This window comes from Thioalkalivibrio sp., assembly GCF_041690275.1.
Taxonomy (GTDB): domain Bacteria; phylum Pseudomonadota; class Gammaproteobacteria; order Ectothiorhodospirales; family Ectothiorhodospiraceae; genus Thioalkalivibrio.
Window position 1 is genome coordinate 1 of record NZ_JAWLHP010000039.1, and the last position, 17802, is coordinate 17802.

Annotated in this window: 13 protein-coding genes; 7 read left to right on the forward strand and 6 right to left on the reverse strand. The window is 69.0% G+C overall.

What is annotated here, in order from left to right; all coding sequences use genetic code 11:
- Positions 1–4 precede the first annotated feature (4 nt).
- The 3 genes from dapB to aroC form a co-directional block, all read right to left on the reverse strand.
- Positions 5–796 carry a 4-hydroxy-tetrahydrodipicolinate reductase gene (gene dapB / locus ACESMN_RS08925; protein ID WP_373053247.1) on the reverse strand — a complete coding sequence of 264 codons (792 nt, stop codon included), beginning with the start codon at positions 794–796 and terminating at the stop codon, positions 5–7.
- A gap of 579 nt (positions 797–1375) precedes the next feature.
- Positions 1376–2527, reverse strand: coding sequence for an MFS transporter (locus tag ACESMN_RS08930; protein ID WP_373053271.1), 1152 nt, complete (start codon positions 2525–2527; stop codon positions 1376–1378).
- Between the two features lie 246 nt (positions 2528–2773).
- Positions 2774–3877, reverse strand: coding sequence for a chorismate synthase (gene aroC, locus ACESMN_RS08935; protein WP_373053248.1), 1104 nt, complete (start codon positions 3875–3877; stop codon positions 2774–2776).
- 135 nt (positions 3878–4012) lie between these two features.
- Between aroC and ACESMN_RS08940 the strand changes: the two genes are divergently transcribed.
- Both ACESMN_RS08940 and ACESMN_RS08945 read left to right on the forward strand, forming a co-directional pair.
- Positions 4013–6070: a PAS domain S-box protein gene (locus ACESMN_RS08940; protein WP_373053249.1), complete on the forward strand. Its 2058-nt coding sequence runs from the start codon at positions 4013–4015 to the stop codon at positions 6068–6070.
- 106 nt (positions 6071–6176) lie between these two features.
- A complete protein-coding gene (locus ACESMN_RS08945; RefSeq protein WP_373053250.1) occupies positions 6177–6602 on the forward strand; it encodes a rhodanese-like domain-containing protein in 426 nt (141 codons plus the stop codon).
- 19 nt (positions 6603–6621) lie between these two features.
- Here the strand turns inward: ACESMN_RS08945 and prmB are convergent, their stop codons facing one another.
- The gene (gene prmB, locus ACESMN_RS08950; protein ID WP_373053251.1) at positions 6622–7512 is read right to left on the reverse strand and encodes a 50S ribosomal protein L3 N(5)-glutamine methyltransferase; all 891 of its coding nucleotides are present in this window, start codon (positions 7510–7512) and stop codon (positions 6622–6624) included.
- 282 nt (positions 7513–7794) lie between these two features.
- On the opposite strand from prmB, the gene ACESMN_RS08955 reads away from it, so the two are divergent.
- Together ACESMN_RS08955 and asd are read left to right on the forward strand one after the other, a co-directional pair.
- A complete protein-coding gene (locus tag ACESMN_RS08955; protein WP_373053252.1) occupies positions 7795–9996 on the forward strand; it encodes an EAL domain-containing protein in 2202 nt (733 codons plus the stop codon).
- A gap of 16 nt (positions 9997–10012) precedes the next feature.
- Positions 10013–10867 (forward strand): archaetidylserine decarboxylase, encoded by an 855-nt coding sequence (gene asd, locus ACESMN_RS08960; protein ID WP_373053253.1) that lies wholly within the window; start codon positions 10013–10015, stop codon positions 10865–10867.
- 4 nt (positions 10868–10871) lie between these two features.
- Here asd and epmA read toward each other — a convergent pair whose 3' ends face one another.
- Together epmA and efp are read right to left on the reverse strand one after the other, a co-directional pair.
- Positions 10872–11840 (reverse strand): EF-P lysine aminoacylase EpmA, encoded by a 969-nt coding sequence (gene epmA, locus ACESMN_RS08965; protein ID WP_373053254.1) that lies wholly within the window; start codon positions 11838–11840, stop codon positions 10872–10874.
- Positions 11841–11851: 11 nt separating this feature from the next.
- A complete protein-coding gene (gene efp, locus ACESMN_RS08970) occupies positions 11852–12415 on the reverse strand; it encodes an elongation factor P (RefSeq protein WP_373053255.1) in 564 nt (187 codons plus the stop codon).
- Positions 12416–12481: 66 nt separating this feature from the next.
- Between efp and epmB the strand changes: the two genes are divergently transcribed.
- From epmB to ACESMN_RS08985, 3 genes are all read left to right on the forward strand, one after another.
- Positions 12482–13507, forward strand: a complete 1026-nt coding sequence (gene epmB / locus ACESMN_RS08975) for an EF-P beta-lysylation protein EpmB (protein ID WP_373053256.1) — start codon at positions 12482–12484, stop codon at positions 13505–13507.
- Positions 13508–13654: 147 nt separating this feature from the next.
- Positions 13655–15472 (forward strand): hypothetical protein, encoded by a 1818-nt coding sequence (locus ACESMN_RS08980; protein WP_373053257.1) that lies wholly within the window; start codon positions 13655–13657, stop codon positions 15470–15472.
- Between the two features lie 220 nt (positions 15473–15692).
- Complete coding sequence (locus tag ACESMN_RS08985) at positions 15693–17765, forward strand: EAL domain-containing protein (RefSeq protein WP_373053258.1); 2073 nt, start codon at positions 15693–15695, stop codon at positions 17763–17765.
- Positions 17766–17802 lie beyond the last annotated feature (37 nt).

Below are 17802 nucleotides of genomic sequence, written 5' to 3' on the forward strand. Positions count from 1 at the left end.
CCGTTCAGCGCAGACCCAGGACGTCCTGCATGTCGTAGAGGCCGGGCGGCTGGTCGTTCAGCCAGACCGCGGCGCGGACGGCCCCTGACGCGAAGGTCATGCGGCTGCTCGCCCGGTGGGTGATCTCCACCCGCTCACCCTCGGCCGCGAACAGCGTGGTGTGCTCGCCGACAATATCCCCGGCCCGAACGGTCGCGAAGCCGATCGTGCGCCGCTCCCGGGCGCCGGTCCGGCCCTCGCGCCCGTAGACCGCATCCGTCTCCAGATCCCGCCCGAGCGTATCCGCCACGATGCGGCCGAGCCTCAGCGCGGTGCCGGACGGGGCATCCACCTTGTGACGGTGGTGCGCCTCGAGGATCTCGATGTCGACACTGTCCCCGAGAACCCGGGCCGCCAGCTCCACCAGCCTGAACGTGAGGTTCACCCCCACGCTCATGTTCGGCGCGAAGACCACCGGAACATGCCCCGACGCTGTCCGCAGTTCCGCCTCCTGCTCAGCTCCGAGTCCGGTCGTCCCGACCACCAGCCGCTTGCCGCGAGCCCGGCACAGCGCCGCGTGAGCGACGGTGGCCTCGGGGCGCGTGAAGTCGATCAGCACGTCGAAATCGTCCACGACCTCGGCGATATCGGCCACCACCCGAACCGGCTCGCCGCCGGTGGCCAGCATCTCACCGACCAGCGCACTGCCCGCGCGCTCGCTCGCGGCCCCCAGGCTGGCCCGCGGGTGGTCCGTCACCGCCCCCACCAGCGCCTGCCCCATGCGTCCCCCTGCTCCCGCAATCGCGATCCGCGTCACTTCGAACCCTCCCTAACGATCGTGGCACTCCGCCACCCCTGATGAAAAGGCGCGCCACGGAAAACACGGACGCACACTGAAAAGGGCCTGAATACTCCTCTGTCCCCTGCTGTCCGTATTCTTCCATGGCGTCATTTTCACGCTACCTTCCAGGGCGATGCGGCGCCACCCGAAGGTCGCAGGGTGGGCAAAACGAAGTGTGCCCACCACCGAACGGCGCGACCCAGATGGTGGGCCCGCTGCGCTTGGCCCACCCTACTGCTTCCACTTTTCTCGAAAAGACAAGGGCATGTCGTATCAGAGTAACGCGACGTCGCCAGCCCCAGATGGTGGGCCCGCTGCGCTTGGCCCACCCTACTGCTTCCACTCTCCTGGAAAAGACAAGGATATGTCGTACAAGGGTAGCGCGACGTCGCCGGTTCGCGCCTGCACCCACGCCGAAGGCGGGAGCGGGGTGTGCCGGGGCCGGACCGTCGGCGGCCATGGAAGGCTCGAGCGTGCCCGGCCCCGGCACACCCCGCTCCCGCCCATGCACCCCTCCACCCCAGCACGCTCCTGCAAGACCATGAATGCGCACCATCAGCGCACCACCCGGTGCATCCACCCCGCCGTCGCGACCACCACACCGGCCCCCGCCAGCACCGCCGCGAAGAGATAAACGGATGCCGGGCTGACCCCGTCCCAGAGGTAACCACTGGCGAGGCTTCCGATGGCCCCGCCCAGCCCGAAGCTGAGCGAAGAGTACAGCGCCTGCCCCCGCCCCTGCAGCCGCCCGGGAAAATAGACGTGCACCAGCGAGATCGCCGCCGCGTGATAGACCCCGTAGCTCGCCGCGTGCAGCAGCTGGATCATCACGAGCGCCGGCAGGCTCTCGGGCACGGTGGCCAGCAGCCACCAGCGCAGTGTGGTCAGCACCAGCGCCAGCGTCACCAGGGGCCATGCCCCGAAGCGCAGGATCAGGCGCGGCATCAGCAGGAACACCATCACCTCGGCCGCCACCCCAAGCGCCCAGAGCTGCCCCGCGACCGCACGGCTGAAGCCCTGTGCCTCCACGTACAGCGTGAAGAAGGCGTAATAAGGTCCGTGGCTCGCCTGCATGAAGAAACAGGCCAGCAGCAGCGCAATCACCTCGGGTCGGCGCAGCACGGCCGACAATGCGCCCGCCGCGTCCCCGCCGGGTTCACCGCCCGGCGGCTCGCGAACCTGAAGCGTGGCGAGATAGAGCCCGGCAAGCAGCGCCAGCATGATCCAGGGGAGCCACTGGATCGATACGGTGTCGAGCAGCCAGCCGAGTCCGGCCACCGCCAGGATGAAGCCGATCGAGCCCCACAGGCGCACCAGTGCATAGCGGTGGCTGCCATGTCCCAGCGACCGCAGGGTGGTCGCCTCGAACTGCGGCAGGATCGCGTTCCAGAAGAAGCTGAACACCGCCATCACCACCGCCAGCCACCAGTAGCCGGAGTGCAACAGCACCCCGCCGAAGGTCAGCAGCCCCACCAGCGCACCCAGGCGGATGATCGGCATGCGCACCCCCGCCCGGTCCGCGAGCCAGCCCCAGACGTTCGGCGCAACGATCTTCGTCGCCAGGATGATCGCCATCAGTTCGCCGATCTGCGAACCGGTGAAGCCCAGCTCGGCCAGATACGGCCCCCAGAAGGGCATGAACGCCCCGATGCTGGCGAAGTAGAAGAAGTAGAAACTGGAGAGGCGAACGTGCTGGTTCACGGACAGGACGCATAAACCTTGGAGGTAGAGGTATTCGATCCGTCCACCCGATCACGGGTGTCGGCAGCAGGGATGCTGCCGTCAAGCCTACAGGGATGTATTCACGGCGTCCCGTGATCGGGTGGACGGATCGAATACCGGGGCCTGCCTGGCCACCTGCCCGCAACGCCGTGCAGGGACCGGCAGGCGGTCCCGAAATGCCGTGGGGAACCCCGCCGCCAGGTCGCGACGATACGGAAAAACCGGTCCCGGTCAGCCCTCGCCGGTCTCGGTGTACTGGTGCAGACCGGTTTGCACGTCGGCGTTCTGGGCGCGGTGGCGCAGCGCGTGATCCATCAGCACCAGCGCCAGCATCGCCTCGGCGATGGGGGTCGCCCGGATGCCGACGCAGGGATCGTGGCGGCCCTTGGTGACGACCTCCACCGGTTCGCCGTCGATGTTCACCGTGCGTCCGGCGAGCCGGATGCTCGAGGTCGGCTTCAGGGCCATGCTCACCCGGACGGTCTGACCCGAGGAGATGCCGCCGAGCACGCCGCCCGAGTGATTGCTGAGAAAGCCCTCGGGCGTCAGTTCGTCGCGGTGTTCGGTACCGCGCTGCTCGACCACCGCGAAGCCGTCCCCGATCTCCACGCCCTTCACCGCGTTGATGCTCATCATCGCGCCGGCGATATCGGCGTCCAGGCGGTCGAAGATCGGTTCGCCCCAGCCCGGCGGTACCCCGCGCGCCTCGACCTCGATGCGCGCGCCGACGGAATCGCCGGACTTGCGCAGGCGGTCCATGAAGGCCTCGAGCTCGGGCACACGGTCCGGGTCGGGCGCGAAGAAGGGGTTTTGGTTCACGGCACCGGCATCGCGGAAGTCGACCCGGATCGGCCCGAGCTGGGACAGCCAGCCGCGGATCTCGACGCCGTAGCGATGCGCCAGGTAGCGTTTGGCGATGCCGCCGGCCGCGACGCGCAGCGCGGTCTCGCGCGCCGAACTGCGCCCGCCGCCGCGATAGTCGCGCAGTCCGTATTTCTGGTGATAGGTGTAATCGGCGTGACCCGGGCGGAAGCGGTCCCTGATCTCACTGTAGTCCTTGGAGCGCTGGTCGACGTTCTCGATCAGCAGCCCGATCGGCGCGCCGGTGGTTACGCCCTCGAACACGCCCGAGAGGATCCGCACCTGATCCGGCTCGCGGCGCTGCGTGGTGTGACGCGACTGCCCCGGGCGCCGGCGGTCGAGATCGCCCTGCAGTTCCGCCTCGCTTAGCGGAAGCCCGGGCGGGCAGCCGTCGACGACCGCCCCCAGCGCCGGGCCGTGGCTCTCCCCGAAGCTGGTGACGACGAAAGACCTTCCGAAGCTGTTTCCCGACATGGGCGTAGTGTAGCCCGAGCACGGCACTGCCGGAAACGTCCGTGCACCCGGCCCGGATCGGGCGCGCACAGGCGTATCATGGGCCACAGGCCCTGATCACGGGACCGGATCGGTCCCGTCCCACCTGGAGAGATCATGTCCGGTGCGAAAGACCACGCCGCGGGATCGATGCCGAGCGCGCTGCCGGAGCCGGATCTGTCGCGTCTGCTGCTGGAGAACCTCGCGACCGGGGTCTTCGGCGTCGACCTGGAGGGGCGCTTCACCTTCCTGAACCGGGCCGCCACTCGCCTGTTCGGTTTCACCTCGCCCGAGTCGGTCCTCGGCCGGGACAGCCATTCGCTGACCAACCATGGCGACGAGGACGGGGTCCGGTACTCCGTGATCGAGTGCCCGATCCACCGGGCGATGGTCAGCGGCAGTCCGCTCGAGGTCGGCACGGATACCTTCCGCCGCATCGACGGCAGTCCGTTCTTCGCGCGCTACTACGCAACGCCCCTGCTCGACGGTGCCGGGGATGCCCAGGGTGCGGTGGTCGCGATCGAGGACATCACCGAGAACCTGCTGAGCGAACGGACGCTGACCCAGTACAAGGCCGTGTTCGATGCCTCGCGCGATGCGATCCTGTTGCACGACCGGCGGGCGATCATCGACTGCAACCCGGCCAGCGTGGAGCTGTTCGGCGCCCCGTCACCCCGGGATCTGATCGGGCACCATCCGGCTGACCGCTCGCCGGAAGTCCAGGCCGACGGCCGGTGCTCCCGGGAGACCGCGGAGACCTACGCCGAACAGGCGCTGACCAACGGTTCGGTGGCCTACGAGTGGCTGTACAAGGGGCTGGACGGCCGAACCTTTCCGAGCGAGGTCCTGCTGAGCCGGGTGGATCTGCCCGAGGGTCCGTTCCTGCAGGCGGTGATACGGGACATCACCGAACGGCAGAGGGCCGAGCGGGAATTGCGGCACAGTCAGGCCGAACTGGCGGCCGCCCAGGAGATGGCGCGGCTCGGCAACTGGGTCAGGGACATCGAATCGGGCCAGATCTCCTGGTCGGACGAGGTCTTCCGCATCTTCGGGCTGGAACCCGGGTCCCCGCAGCCGGACTACGGGGACATCCTCCGGCTGGTGCATCCGGAGGACCGTGAACGCCTCGAGCGCGCGATCGCCGACGCCCTCGAGAACGGCTCCGGCTACGAGCTGGAGCAACGGATCATTCGGTCCGACGGCAGCCAGCGCACGGTTCAGGAACGGGCGCGGGTGGTCCGGGGTGACGGCGGCCGGTCGGTGCGCATGCGCGGCACCATCCAGGACGTGACGGACCGGCGCCGCCTCGAGGACCAGCTCCGCGACCAGCGGGATCTGGTCGAGACAATACTCGACGGCCTGCCGGCGATCTTCTTCCTGCTCGATACCGAGGGCAGACTGGTGCGCTGGAACCGCAACCTGGAACGGGTCACCGGCATCGGCGAGGACCGGATCCAGGGGCGGGAGGCCGTGAAACTCGCCGATCCGCTGGACCGGCAGCGGCTGGGCAGCGCCTTCGAGCTGACCCTGCAGGAGGGATCCGCGGAGATCGAGGCGGGACTGCGCGACCACAACCGCCAGCTCGTCCACTACCTGTTCACCTGCAACCGGGTGCGGCTGCAGGGCGGGACCTTTCTGGCCGGTTTCGGCGTGGACATCTCCGAGCGCAAGCGGCTGGAGAGGGAACTGGCGCGGCAGGCCTCGCATGACCATCTGACCGGCCTCTACAATCGCTGGAAGTTCGAGGAGGTGCTCCAGCTCGAGCTGGAGCGCGCCCGGCGCTATGGCACGCAGTTCTCCGTGATGATGTTCGACATCGACCATTTCAAGCGCGTGAACGACGAGTTCGGCCATGATGTCGGGGATCGCGTGCTGCAGGGGATCGGCGCGCTGGTCGGGCAACAGGTCCGGCGCACGGATATCCTTGCCCGGTGGGGCGGCGAGGAGTTCATGCTGCTGCTGTCGGAGACCGGGCTCGATCACGCGCGGCAGCTGGCCGAGTCCACCCGCATGCGGGTGGGAGAGGCGGACTTCCCGAGGTGCGGCCGACTGACGATCAGCCTTGGCGTGACCGAGTACCGCCCCGGGGAGACGCTACTCGCGATGCTCAAGCGCGTGGACAATGCCCTGTATTCGGCCAAGCGGGGCGGGCGCAACCGGACCGTGACCGCCTGAGCCGGCTCGCGGCCGGGGTCGCGGGCGCAGGCCGATCGCGGCCTGGCGCCCCGAACGCCGCCAGAGCCACATGCCTTGACGGCACCCGACACGACGAGGGAAGGAGATGACCGCAGCCACGCCCAGGAGAGTGACACCCCAGCAGGCCTTCGACAGCCTGAGCCGGCGTCCGCGCGACCTGCTGGTCGATATCCGCTCGACCATGGAGTACCTGTTCGTCGGCCACCCGGTTGGTGCAGTGCACATTCCGTGGATCGACGAACCCGACTGGGTCGAGAATCCCCAGTTCGTTGCCGAGGTGCGCAAGCTGCTGCTGGGCGGGATCGGAGATGTCGGCGAGGACGCGCCGGCCGTGTTCCTGATCTGCCGCAGCGGCAAACGCTCGGTCGCCGCCGGACACGCCCTGGTCGAGGCCGGTATCGAGAACGTGTATTCCGTCGACGAGGGATTCGAGGGCCCGCTGGATGGGGAGCACCACCGCTCCACGATCTCGGGATGGCGCTTCCGCGGACTTCCCTGGGAGCAGTGCTGAGCCCGCACCGTGAAGCCAGTCAGCCGTCGAGCTGCTCCCGGGTCAGCAGGAAGACCCCCTCGCCGCCCCCGGCAAATTCGAGCCAGGTGAAGGGGACGTCCGGAAAGGCGTCCTCCAGCGCCGGCCGGCTGTTGCCGACCTCGGCGATCAGTACGCCGTGATCGGTCAGATGCGGCCCCGCCTCGGCCAGGATGCGCCCTACCACGTCCAGGCCGTCCGCGCCGGCGGCGAGGCCCAGCGACGGCTCGTGCCGGTACTCGGGCGCCAGATCGGCCATCTCGCCGGCATCGACGTAGGGCGGATTCGACACGATCAGGTCGAACGGTGGAGCATCACCGAGCCCGTCGAAGACGTCGCTCCGGATCACCCGGGTCCGTTCTTCCATGCCATGGGCCCGGACATTGCGCCGCGCCACCGCGAGCGCCTCCGGCGACACGTCGGCGAGCCAGACCTCGGCCTGCGGAAACACGCTGGCCGTCGCCAGTCCGATGCAACCGCTTCCGGTGCACAGATCGAGCACCCTGCGCACGGCGTCGGGTTCCACCCAGGGGCTGAAGCCCTCGGCGATCAGTTCCGCGATGGGGGAGCGCGGGACCAGTACGCGCTCGTCGACGTAGAATGGAAGGCCCATGAACCACGCCTCCCGGGTGATATAGGCGGCGGGCTTGCGGGTGCTGATGCGCAGTCTCAGTGCCGCCTCGGCGCGGCTGCGCTCCGCCGGTGTCAGTCGGCTGTCCCACCAGTCTTCCGGAAGATCGAGCGGCAACGACAGACTGTGCAGCACCAGCCAGGCCGCCTCGTCGAGCGCGTTGTCGGTACCATGACCGAACTGCAGCCGCGCTGCCCGGAACTGGCTGGCACCGAAGCGGATGAAGTCGCGGATGCTGTACAGGTCGGTGACCGGATCCATCGCGGGACCCTCGGCTGGTGGTGCATGGAGACACTGGGAGCGCGCTGCTGGCTTCGCCGCGCGGATTCCCGCACTCTACAACAATGCGATCCGGCGAACCCCACCGGCGCCGTGCGGCGTGGGCCGGGACCACGATTCATCGATCTTTTTTCATCCAAGGGATTAGGTCTTTCGTATAATAGTAGGGTCGAGGAGGCGAATTCGGCGGGTCATGCGCAACGACGGTGCCCGCTCCGCCGCTCGCGCCGGGAGATTCACGGCGCCGGCCGCAAGAGGAACTTGATGATCAACTCGATAAGCATTCTGTTCGTGACCCGCGATCCCGACCTGGCGGGACAGATCATCGGGCGCATCCGCTACCGGGGCCACGCGGTCAGACCGAAGCAGGCCGGAAATGTCCGTGACCTTGCGCGGCTGCTGCAGAGCCACCGCTTCGATGCCCTGGTACTGATCGACAGCAACCTGGACATCGGCCTGGCGGAGGTCAGCGAGGCCCTGCACCGCGCGGGCCGCCAGACCCCGGTGGTGCTGGTCAGCGATCACGGTCAGGAGCAGAGCCTGCGCGCGATCGACTCCGGCATCTTCGCGGTGGTCGGCAGCCGCTCCGATGACCTGGCCGCGGTGATGACGCTGCGGGCAGTGGACCACCTGAACAAGGGGCGCGAAGTCACCCATCTGCGCACCCTGCTGCGCGAGGCCGACCGCCGGTATCTGCTGATGCTGGACACCTCGCGCTATCCGATCGCCTGTTTCCACCAGGGAATCGCGACCTACGCCAACGAGAGCTGGCGCGACTTCTTCGAGATGGACCTCGGCGAGAGCCTGGATCAGCTCACGCTGAACGACCTCGTGGTTCCCGAGCAGCAGGAGGATCTCCAGGAGATCCTGGGCGAGCTGCGCAACCAGTCCGAAAACGTGGAGACCTGCGAGACCCTGACCGTGCGCACGCGGCAGGGCCGCAGCTTCGATGCGGATCTGCTGCTGACGGGCGCGGTGATCAACAGCGAACCCAGCATCGTCGTGCACGTATCGGTGGCCGGCGAGGATCCCGCCCTGCAGGGGCCGGGCGGGTTCGCGATTCCGTCCGCGCCCGATCGCGGCGACCTGGAGCAGCTGGGCGAGGCCCCGGGAGAGCGCGACGCGCGTCAGGGGCCGAACGCCGACAGCCGGTCAGACGGCAGGGGATCACCCGCGGGGACAGGTGCCGGGCCACCTGCCGCAACGCGCCAGGATGATGCCGCAAGCGAGCAGGAGCTCCTGCGGGACACCGATGCGATGCAGGCCGAGGCAGCGCGTTCCGGGCGCAGTCTCGGCCTCCTGGTCTTTGCACCGGACGCGCTGGAGCCCGGTCAGGGCGCGCGCTCGGAGATTCCGGGCAACGAGCTGCAGGACCTCCTGCAGGCGCAGTTTCCCGACCCCGCCGGCACCTATCGGCTGCGCGAGGGACAGCTCGGCGTCCTGCTCCCCGGCTCCGCGCGCGACGAGCTCGAGGAACGGATCGGCGCCGCCCTGAAGTCCGCCTCCGGCCTGAACATCCGGCTCGGCGACGGCTCCGGCATCGGCGGCACGCTGTCCTGCGGCGTGGTGCTCGCGGACGACTCGGGGCCCGAGGCCGGTGAGCTGCTCGAACAGGCGCGGGAGTCGCTGGCGGAGGCCCGGAACGCGGGCGGGAATCAGTACCGCTTCCATGCGCTCCCGGGCGCCGCAGGCGCCGATCCGAAGGCCGATCAGATCTGGAAGTCCCGGATCGAACAGGCGGTGCGGGACGACCGGCTGCGCCTGCTCTACCAGCCCATCGTCAGTCTGCAGGGCGAGGACGTGCCCCGCTACAACGTCTTCCTGCGCCTGACCGGCGAGGACGGGGCGGTCCACGAGCCGCAGGACTTCCTGCCGCCCGCCGAACGCACCGGCACGGCCGCACCGCTGGATCGCTGGGTGATCCAGCAGGCGATCAAGGTGCTCGCCGGAGAACTCAAGCGGGACGACCGCACGGTCTTCTTCCTGAAGCTGAGCCAGGGCTCGCTGGACGGCGAACCGGTCGTGGACTGGCTGCGCCGCGCCCTCGACCGGCACAAGGTTCCGGCCGCGAACGTGGTGGTCGAATTCCGGGAGGCGACGCTGCTGACCCAGCCCGACAGTGCCGCGGCGGTGGCCAGCGGCCTCGGGGAGATGGGGGTGGGACTGTGCATCGGGGATTTCGGCAACGGGCTGGAACCGTTCCGGATCCTCGATCAGGTCGATGCCGCGTTCATCCGCCTGGACGGCTCCTTCGTGAATCGACTGACCCAGGACCAGGAGGCCCAGGGCACGGTGCGCGAACTGACCGAGACCGCGAAGAGCCGGGACCGGCAGGTGATCATGCCGATGGTCGAGGACGCGGACACGCTCACCGCGGTCTTCAGCATGGAGGTCAACCTCGTCCAGGGCTACTTCGTGCAGCCGCCGAGCGAACAGCTGGACTTCGACTTCGCCAGCGGTCTTTAGCCGGGCCTGACCCCTGATGCCGATCATCGACACCCTTCTCGCACAGCTGCTGCGGCCGCTCCCGCACCACGCGATCGCCCGGATCACCCATCGCTTCGCGCGCTGGGAATCGCCGCGGGTGCAGCCTCTGCTGCGCTGGTTCATACGCCATTACCGGCTGGACATGAGCGAGGCGGCGCAGCCGGACCCGTCCCGCTACCCGAGCCTCAACGCGCTGTTCACCCGGGCGCTGCGCGCGGACACGCGACCGCTCGAGGGGGATGAACGGAGCCTCGTCAGTCCCGCGGACTCGCGGGTCAGCGCCTTCGGCGCGATCGGGGAGGGACGGATATTCCAGGCGAAGGGTCACGACTACACCGTAACCGAGCTGCTCGGGGGCTTCTCCGACCTCGCGCGGCCGTTTGCGAACGGCTCGTTCCTGACGGTCTATCTGGCCCCGCGCGACTACCATCGCCTGCACATGCCCGTTTCCGGTCAATTGACCACCATGGTGCACGTGCCCGGGCGGCTCTTCTCGGTGGCGCCGCGGATCGTCGCCCACACGCCGCGCCTCTACGCGCGCAATGAGCGGGTCGTCGCGTTCTTCGACACGGCGCTCGGACCGGTGGCCATGGCCCTGATCGGGGCGATCAACGTCGGCTCCATCGAGACGGTATGGGCTGGAGAGGTTACACCGCCGTCGGGCGATGTGATCAGCCGCACGGACTACCAGGACCAGGACATCCGCCTGGAACGGGGCGCGGAGATGGGACGGTTCAATCTCGGCGGATCCTCGGTCGTGCTGCTGCTGCCCGAGCGCCCGGTGGACTTCCGGCAGGAGGTGGTCCCCGAGGCCTTCCTGCGCATCCGCCAGGAGGTGGCCCGGATCTGAGGCCTCAGGCGCGGCCCCAGGGGAAGTCGATCACCCCGTCGATGCGTTCCGCTCCGATCAGGCGCATCAGCAGCCGGTCCACCCCGAGGGCGACACCGGCGCAGTCCGGCAATCCCGCGTGCATGGCCCGGGCGAAGAGGTGGTCGGCCTCGGGTATCTGCTGACCGTTGCGGCGCCGGCGCTCGATGTCCCGCTCTCGGCGGGCAGCGAAGACCCCCGGGTCGGTCAGTTCGTGAAAGCCGTTCGCCAGCTCCATGTCCCCCCAGTAGAGCTCGAACCGCCGCGCATAGCCGGGATGCTCGTCGCTGGATCGTGCCAGCACGGCCTGGCTCTCCGGGTAGTCGTGGACCAGGATCAGGCGGTCGGGCTCGAAACCGGCGGCGAGGACCAGGGCCATCAGGGCATCGAGCCAGCCGTCGCGATCGAGATCGCCGGCGATGGACAGTCCCGCCCGTTCCGCGACCACGGCGCACTCCCGGGCGGAGCAGCCGAGCGGGTCCAGCCCGAGGGCATCGAGGAAGAGGTCGGCGTAGCGGACCCGGCGCACCCCGGGCCGGGGCCGGAACCAGCCGGGCCCCCGGGCGGCCACGGTCTGCACCAGTTCCACCAGTTCGTCGGCGAGGCGTCGGTCGTCAAAGCCGAGCCGGTACCACTCCAGCAGACTGAACTCGGGATTGTGCCGGGGCCCCTGCTCCTCGCCACGGAAGACCCGCGCGAGCTGGTAGATGTCGCCCGCCCCGGCGGCCAGGAGCCGCTTCATCGGGTATTCCGGGGAGGTCTGAAGATAGCCGGCCGCTGCGTCCGGTGCCTGCGCGCGCCAGCTCTCGACGCCGGGATCCAGGGGTGCTCCCCGGGACAGCACCGGGGTCTCGACCTCGAGCAACCCGCGTTCGGCCATGAATTCGCGCAGCAGCGCGTTCAGTCTGGCGCGGTGCGGGCGGGCGGGCGCAGCCGACGGGCGCCAGTCCGCCATGCCGTTTCCGCTCAGACCCGCGAGACGTATTCGCCGGAGCGGGTGTCGACCTTGACCGTCTCGCCCTCCTCGACGAACAGCGGCACCTTCACCACCGCCCCGGTTTCCAGGGTCGCCGGCTTCGTCCCGCCCTGCGCCGTGTCGCCCCGGACGCCCGGATCGCACTGGACGATCTTCAGCTCCACGAAATTGGGCGGGATCACGGTCAGGGGCTCACCGTTCCAGAGCGTGACCGTGCAGAAATCCTGGTCCTTCAGCCACTGCGCCGCGTCGCCCAGGGCCGTCTGCCCCACCGCGTACTGCTCGAAGGTATCGGGCACCATGAAGTGCCAGAATTCGCCGTCGGTGTACAGGTACTGCATCTCCGTGTCCATCACGTCGGCGGCCTCCACCGTTTCCCCGGACTTGAAGGTCTTTTCCAGCACTCTTCCGGTGCGCAGGTTGCGCACGCGCACCCGGTTGAAGGCCTGTCCCTTGCCGGGCTTGACGAACTCGTTCTCCACGATCGCCTGCGGATCCCCGTCCAGTAGAATCTTCAACCCGCTCCGGAATTCGTTGGTACTGTAACTTGCCATGTCGTGTCGTCCTCGCGGCGACGCAGTCGCCTGCACCGATTGGAGAGGCCGGCCCTCGAGGTGACCATGCCCACAAATCCCATCATGATAACCCGAGCCCGGACACAGGCCCATACTCCCGCCTGGCAGCAGGCCTGGTCGCGGGCGCTGCGGGATCCGCACCAACTGCTGCTCAGGCTGGATCTGGACCCCTCGCTGGCGGCAGGCGCCGCCAGCGCTCACGGCCTCTTCCGCCTGCGCGTGCCCGAGAGCTATCTGGCCCGGATCCGGCCCGGCGACCCGGACGATCCACTGCTGCTGCAGGTGCTGCCGCAGGCGGCCGAGGCACTCGAACGGCCCGGCTTCGGGCCGGACCCGGTCGACGATGCCGCCGCGATGGCGGCGCCGGGGCTGCTGCACAAGTACCCCGGGAGGGCCCTGCTGATCGCGACCGGCGCCTGTGCGATCCACTGCCGGTACTGCTTCCGGCGCGAATTCCCGTACGGCGAGTTCGGGGGGCTGCGTGACTGGGGACCGGCACTGGCGTACATCCGGGAGCACCGGGACATCTCCGAGGTCATCCTCAGCGGCGGCGATCCGCTGGCCCTTCCGGATCACCGGCTGACCGAGCTCTTGTTGCTGCTGGAGCGGATCCCGCATCTTCGGCGGCTGCGCATCCACACCCGGCTGCCGGTGGTCCTCCCCGAGCGGATCGACGCCGGGCTGCTGTCGTGGCTGGGGCGCGGCCGCCTTCAGCACATACTGGTCCTGCACGCGAATCATCCGCGGGAATTCGACCCGCCGGCCGACACCGCGCTGGCCCGGCTGCGCGCGAGCGGGGTCACGCTGCTGAACCAGTCGGTGCTGCTCGCCGGCGTGAACGACGATCTCGGGACCCTCTGCGAACTGCAGGAACGGGGATTCGCCGCGGGCATCCTCCCCTACTACCTGCACCTGCTCGACCGGGTGCGCGGGGCTGCCCATTTCGAGGTGCCGGAGGCCCGGGCGCGGGAGCTGCACGCCGGGCTCGGGTCGCGGCTCCCCGGCTACCTCGTCCCGAGGCTGGTCCGGGAGGTGCCCGGCGCGTCGGGGAAGGTCCCGCTGCCCCCCTGACACGCGCACGGCCGGTCGCGGGAAACGGGACAGCGAACCGGCGCGGCTGTGCCGCGGTGATCCGTGTCCGGACGCGATCCATGATGGTCATCGATCCGCCGATGTTCTACAGTGTCGGAGCCAGCAAGGGGAGCTTCACGGAGCGTCATGACCCAGCCACGCCCCGGGGCGGAACTCGCCCCGCCCACACGCACTCAGCCACCTGCGGGAAGCCCCGGTTGGGCCTCGCCCGCCGAGCTCGAGACGTGGATCGACGACCAACCGGCACGCGACAAGCTGCAGGCCGTCGCCGTGATCACCGAGGCCCTGCGCTCCGTGAACGGGGCCCTGATCGAATACCCGGCCCTCACGGGACTGACCGAGGTGCTGATCGAGCGGGCCGCACCGGTTCTGGGCAAGATCGATCTGCAGCTGCGGCAGATGCCCGTGCCGCTGGGTCACAAGAGCCGGATGCTCGCGGACGCCTGCGCCGAACTCTCCTGGGAACTGGCGGTCGCGCTGCTGCGCCTGGTGGATGACGGGCTGGAGCAGCGCCGGATCAGCGAGCGCAATGCCGCGCCGCACCTGCGCCGGGCCATGGCGCTGCTCGCGGGCAGGTTTCTCCACTTCTGGCGTCTCTACCAGCCGCTGCCCCCGAACATGTGGCTGCAGACCTATCGGATACTGGAGGTGGCGGAGGCCCTCGGCGTGGCCGGAGAGCCGGCCGCCGGCACGGAGCGCCTGGGCGGTCAGATCCTGTCACCGGACAGCGTGGAACACCTGGTCGCGCGCATCGCGGTGGCGGGCTCCGCGGGTGTGTATGCGCTGCACCACGGCGAGGTGAACGTGCTGGCGCGCTGGCTGGAATCGGTCCCGGTGCGGTGCCTGACGGAGATTCCCGCCGGCGTCGACGAATCCAGCCCGCTGCTGCGCCTGACCCTGCATCAGGACCATGCCCCCTCCCTCGTCACCGGCCACCCGACCCCCGGACCCGAGTACCGCCTGATCGATCTGAGCCCCGTGCTCGATGCGATCCGATCCGGACCCGCGGCACAGACGCGCGCGGGGAACTGGCATCCGGTCACGGGCGGACTGGACCGGCGCCTGCTGAACCTCTGGGTGGTCCCCCCCACGCGGCGCTTCAGCCGGGAACCGGCGGATGTGGAACCGATCATCACCGTGACCGGCCTCGCGGACATCCATGCCCTGGTGCGGGCGGATTACCGGCACCAGCGCAAGCTGGAGATCGGCGCGCTCTCGGGGCTGCCCGGCGACGGGGGCTCGAGCCTCCCGGTCGGCGATCCCCGGCGTGTTCCGGCAGCCCTGTCGCTGGGCATCGGGGACCCGGACGAGGGCGAGGGGCTCAGCCTGGAGGTGTCGGGAAGCGGCCGCAACGCCGACGAGGCCCGCTTCCTGTCGGACCAGAACCTGGACCGGCTGGGCGCGGCCTGGAACGACGCGCTTCGGGGCATCAATCCGCGCATCGACAACACGCCCGAACCCCGGGCCGTGCGATTGCTGCAGCCCACGGCCGCCCGGCTGCGCAACCTGGGTGCCGGGGGCCTGAATCTGGTGCTCAAGTCACCGGCGCAGAAGGTCTACAGCGGAGACCTGATCGCGGTACGGGCGACGCGGAAGGGGCGCGTGGTCTGGCAGCTGGGCGTGATCCGCTGGCTGCGTTACGATGGCCCCGAGGAGGTCACGGTCGGCATCGAGTACCTCGCCCCCGGCTGCACACCCACCGAGGTCCGCCTGATCCGCAGCAACACACCCGTCGGCAACACGAAGCCGGCCCTGTTCTTCCGTCCGCACGGCAAGTCGGGCGCCGGCGCGCTGGCCTTCTCACCCGCCGCATTCACGGCGGGCAGCCAGGTCTCGTTCCGGGTCGCCGGGGAGCAGCACCTGGTCAAACTCGAATCCGTGCGACCGGAGAGCCATACCTTCAGCCGGGCGGACTTCCCGATGCCGGCATCCCCGGGCTCCTGATCCGGACGGCAGGCATCCGGATCCGGTACCGTATCCGGTGGCATCGGGGCCGCCTTCTGTTAATCTTCGTTATCATGCCCGGTGTGCGGGGGGCCTCGCCCCGCGGCGCCGAAGGCCGGGGAGCGGTGAGTTCGCCAGGGGCGTGGAGCGCCAGTCCGGGACGCGGGTGTGCGCGGTTCAGGGGACGACCATCGGGAGCGCATGATCCGGGAACCCAGGGATGCTGCAGAACACTGAATCCATCCGCCTTCTGTTCGTCACGAATCAGCCGCAGACAGCCGAGCGGCTGATCAGCTCTGTCCGTGTGCGTGGGCCGGCGGTGCGGGCCGATCAAGCCTCGGACCAGCCCGAGGTTGAGGCCCTGCTCCTCGCGCATCGCTTTCATGCCATCGTGCTGATCGCCGTCGGCGAGGGCCCCGGCCTCGAGGCGATCAACGCGGCGCTCCTGAACGCGGGACGCACGACCCCGGTGGTCGTGATCAGCGATCGTCCCGAGAGCGAGCGCCTCGCGGACTACGAGTCCGGAGCCTTTGCGGTGGTTGGCGCGGAGATGGAGGACCTCGCCGCACTGGTCGTGCTGAAGGCGCTCGAGTTCAGTCTGTGCTCGACCCGGATGCACCAGCTGCGCACCCACCTTCAGGATGCCGAACGCAGGTACCTCGGTGTGCTCGATGACTCGAAGGATCCGGTGGTCTACCTCCGCGACGGAATCTGCCTCGCCGCCAATCGGGCCTGGCGGGAACACTTTCGGATCGACACCGCCGACGAAATGGCCGGCCGGACACTTGCCGACTTCGTCAGTCCCGACCAGCACGAACTGGTGCGGCAGTGGATGGAGGCGCACGCGCTGGGGGCCGATCCGGCAGGCGAACGACGCACCCTCACCCTCCGGACCACGCTGGGACGGCGCTTCGATGCGGAACTCGTGTTCACGGACGCGACGGTCGATGGCGAGTGCTGCACCGTCGTGCGCATGGCGATGCCGGTGCACGAGGAGACCCCGGGAAGGCTGACCAGGCTGGACCCGGTGACCGGGCTGCACAATCGGCAGCATCTGTTCCGGGAGGCGGAACGCGCGCTGACCGCGGCGGCGCATTCGAACCAGCCCTTTGCGCTGCTGCAACTCTCGGTCGACGATCTCGAACGGCTCCAGAATGACCTGGGCGGCACCGGATCGGACATCCTGCTAACCGACGTGGGCCTGCTGATCCGCGAGCATTTCCCGGATCCGGCCACCGTCGCTCATCTCGGCGACGGCCACTTCGGCGTGCTGGTTCCGGACACCCGCCGGAGCGATCTGGAACGGAGACTGGGTGCGCTGATCAGGGCGGCCTCGGAGCGCGAGGTCGACCTGGGACAGGGTTCCACGATCGTGACGCTGTCCTGTGGCGCGGTGATCGCGGACGACTCCGCGCCGACCGTCGATGGGCTGCTCGATCAGGCCCGTCGCGGACTCGAGGAGGTCCGCCACAACGGCGGCAACGGATACTCCTTCCAGCGCCCGCTCTGCGACGCGCTGGCGCGCTCGACGTCGGACCGGGTCTGGAAGAAGCTCATACGGGACGCGATGGCCCACGATCGCATCCGGCTGCTATACCAGCCGGTGGTGAACCTGCACGGTGAGGACGTTCCGCGCTTCAGCGTGTTCGTCCGGCTCACCGGACCCGACGGAGAGGTCTACGAACCGGGAGACTTCCTGCCCGCGGCGGAACGCACCGGCATCGCCGCCGACATCGACCGCTGGATCGTCACCCACGCGGTCTCCGCACTGGCGGAACGGATCAGGACCGACCCGAGGACCACCTTCTTCCTGAAGCTCACGCGTGATTCGCTGGTCGACGGGTCGGTGGTGGTCTGGCTGCAGGAATTCCTGCACCAGCACCGGATTCCGGCAAGCAATGCGGTGGTCGAGATCAAGGAGGCCACGATCGTCACCAACCTGCGGGCCGCGGCCGGCACGGCGCAGGGCCTGAAGGCCATCCACGCCCAGCTGTGCATCGACGACTTCGGGAACGGTCTCAACCCCTTCCACATCCTTCGGCACGTCAATGCGGACTACATCAGGGTCGACGGCGCCTTCGTGCGGAATCTGGTCAAGGACGAGGGCAACCGCGACGCCATCCGCCGCTTCACCGAGGGCGGCCACGCGAAGGGAAAGCAGATCATCGTCCCGATGGTCGAGGATGCCGCCACGCTGGCAGTCCTGTACGGGCTCGGCGTGAACCTCGTGCAGGGTTACTTCGTGCACCCCCCGGGCGAACAGCTCGACGTGGACTTCACCCAGGTGCTCTGACGCCGCACCGGCCCGCGGCGCCCATGGCACGTCCCTC